This window comes from Mycobacterium celatum, from assembly GCF_002101595.1.
In the GTDB taxonomy this organism is placed as follows: Bacteria; Actinomycetota; Actinomycetes; order Mycobacteriales; family Mycobacteriaceae; genus Mycobacterium; species Mycobacterium celatum.
This window is the reverse complement of sequence record NZ_LQOM01000034.1, coordinates 1-3,448: the sequence shown is the minus strand read 5'-3', so window position 1 is coordinate 3,448 and position 3,448 is coordinate 1. Positions and strand designations below refer to the sequence as shown.

General features: G+C 65.8%; 1 pseudogene. It reads right to left on the bottom strand.

The features are described 5' to 3' along the window. Positions 1-3,448: pseudogene (locus AWB95_RS15295) on the bottom strand (condensation domain-containing protein); the annotation flags it as partial.

Here is a 3,448-nt window from a genome sequence, read left to right as displayed (position 1 = left end):
CCACCACCCCCCAATTACCAACCCCACCCAAAAAACCGCGCTCACCCACATCCAGCACATCAACCAACGACAACCGCCCACCCGGATCAGCCGTCATCGCCACCAACACCCGCTCCAACCGCCCCACCAAACCCTCAACACCCACCACATCAAACACATCCGTGCGAAATTCGACGCGGATGCTGAGTTCATGGCCCGGCCTGGCTTGCACCGTAAGCGGGTAGTGGTTGTATTCGCGGTTGTTGAACTCCGTGATGGCCAGCCCGTCCACGCTGGACAAGGCCGCGGTGTCGACGGGGTAGTTTTCGAACACGAAAAGGCTGTCGAACAGTTGGTCGTGGCCGGTGACGCGGTGAATTTCGCTGAGCGCCAAGTGTTGATGTTCGAGCGTTTTGTGGTAGGCGCTTTGCAATTGGTCGAGCAGGTCGGTGGTCGTGGTCGCGGGGGTGAAGCGCACCCGCACCGGCACGGTGTTGATCAACAGCCCGACAATCGATTCCGCTCCGAACACCTCGGCCGGCCGGCCCGAGACCGCGACACCGAAGACGACGTCGTGCTGGCCGGTCAACCACATCAGCAGCTGCGCGAAGGCGCCCTGCAGCACGGTGTTGACAGTCGTGTGGCATGCGCGCGCCAACTCGCTGACGGCGCGGGTGGTCTCCTCGGACAGCCGGAACGAGGCGAAGTGTCGCCGCCCTGGCCGCAGCCGGTCCGTCGACCCGACCAACGTTGGGGTGTCGAAGCCGTCGAGCACTTCGCGCCACGCCGCGTGAGCAGCGTCGAGGTCTCGATCGGCCAGCCAGGTAACGAATCTGCGGTACGGGACGGCCGGTGGCAGGCGCTGGCCGTAGTAGCTGGCGAATATTTCGCGGAGCAGGATCGGCAGCGACCAGCCATCGATCACGATGTGGTGAGCGGTCAGCACAAACCGGTACCAATCGGGTGCGACGCGGATCAACGCCGCCCGGAAGGCGGGCTGGTCGGCCAGGTCGCAGACCACGGCTCGTTCGGTGGCGCAGGTCCGCTGCACCTGGTCCTCGACGTCGGGGTTTTGGCCGTCCAGCTCGACATACCGCCAGGGCACCACCGGATCAGCCGGGATGATTTGCACTGGTGTGTCGAACTTTTCGGAGAAGCGTGCCGCCAGGTTGGGGTGGCGGCTGGCCACATTGTTCATGGCGTCGTGCAGCCGTTGGGCGTCAAGCGGTCCGGTCACAGTGATGTCCAGCTGCATCGCGTAGACATCGTCGTCGTTTCCCTGCGCGGCCCTGGCATGGAAGAGCAGCCCGCGCTGTAGGGGGGTTAGCGGCAACACGTCAGCGATCTGCATATTGCCTCTCGAGCTCGTTGATCTGTTGTTGGCTGAGCCCGGCGAGCGCGACATCCGATGGCGTCAGCCCGCCGCCGCCGGATCGCACGTGCGCGCAGATACCGGTCAGGGCGTCAAACCACAACCGGCTCAGGCAGTTTACCTGTGCTTCGTTGAGAACCGAGGCTGCCCACGTCCAGTTGGCGTGCAAGTGCGGGCCGGCGTCGGTGTCGACAGTGACGGCATTGAGTTCCAGGGTGTGCGCCAGCGGCATCGGCACCGCGCCGGCAATTCCGGTGAGAGACAAGCCCTCTGGGCTGATGCGCCACAGGTCGCCGGACACGTCGGTCGCTGCTGCGCCTAGCCGCCCGAGATAATTGAATCCGATTGGCGGATCGGACCCGTCCAGGTCGACGTCGGTGTTGAGGTACCGAAGCAGGCCATACGTCAACGGGTCAGGCAGGGCGCGCAGCTGTTCCTTGGCGTCTTTGACCACCGTCCCCAGCGCCGCATCGCCGGCGGTCACTTGCGCCCAGCGCAGCCCACCCACATTGAGCGACACCGGATATTTGGTGGTAAACCATCCCACGGTGCGCGACAGGTCAACATCGGGGCCCAGGTCCTCATGGCGTCCGTGGCCCTCGACGTCGATGCCGACGGGCGCGCCACCTGTGGCGAGAAACTCCGCCACCGCCAACCCGAATGCGATCAACAGGATGTCTTGGATTCCGGCACGAAACGCCGCCGGCACCTCTCCGAGCAGCACGTGGGTGATCTCCACGTCCTCCAGCGCCGCCGACAGGTGCCCGGCGCTCGCGTGGGTATCCGCCTCGGGGCACGCGGGTGGCAGCGCGGCGGGGGCGGCCGTCACCGCTCGCCAAACCTCAGCCTGCTCAACGACTTCGGCGGCATACGCGTGCTCGGCCAGCAGTGCAGCCCAGCGGGCAAACGACGTGCCGGTCACCGGCAACCGCACCTGCTGACCGGCGCGATGCTGCGCCCAGGCGATGTTGAGGTCCTCCAACAGGATTCGCCACGACACTCCGTCGACGGCCAGATGGTGAATGATCAAGACCAGCTGCCCGGTGTCGGCCACCCACAGCGCGCTGAGCATCGCGCCGGCGGCGGGGTTCAGCCGGGCCCGCGCCTGGATCAGCGCCTCATCGGAGAGCGCCTCCACCGCGTGCAGGCACTCGGCGGCGTCCACCGAGCCCTCCTCGGGCACCTGCAACGACCACGACCCGGTGTCGTCATCGTCGACGCGCAGCCGCAGCATGGGATGCCGGTCCAGCAGGGCCTGAAGGACGGCGACGACATCGGCTTGGCTGATCCCCTCCGGGGACTGCACCACCATCGTCTGGTTGAACTGCTCAACCGGGCCGCCAATGCTGTTGAGCCATCGCATGATTGGGGTGGCGACGATCTCGCCCACGCCTTCGTCAACCGGTACATCGCCGCGGTCGGCGACGACGGCCACCTGGGCCAGCCGGGCGACGGTCTGCTCGACGAAGATGTCGCGTGGCCTGCATACCAGTCCGGCGGCACGAGCCCGCGCCACGACCTGCATGGACAAGATGCTGTCGCCGCCGAGATCGAAGAAGGAGTCGTCGACGCCGACCCTGTCGAGCCCGAGCACCTGGGCGTAGATACCGGCCAAAATCTCCTCGGTCGGGCCGGCCGGAGCCCGATAAGCCCCACCACGGTAATCCGGCGCCGGCAACGCCCGCACATCAAGCTTGCCGTTGACCGTCAACGGGATCGCATCAAGCGCCACCACCGCCGCAGGCACCATCCACCCCGGCAACCGCGCCGCCAACTGCTCACGCAACCCACCCGAATCCGCATCACCAGTGAAATAACCCACCAACCGCCTATCACCAGCACGGTCCTCACGAACAACCACCACCGCCGAATCCACCCCCGCACAACCACTTAACGCAGCCTGAACCTCCCCCAACTCAATCCGATACCCACGAACCTTGACCTGCTCATCAACCCGCCCCACATACTCCAACTGCCCATCGGCACGCCACCGCACCAAATCCCCCGTGCGATACATCCGCTGCCCAACCCCACCAAACGGACACGCCACAAACCGAGCCGCAGACAACCCAGCCCGCCCCCAATACCCAACCCCCA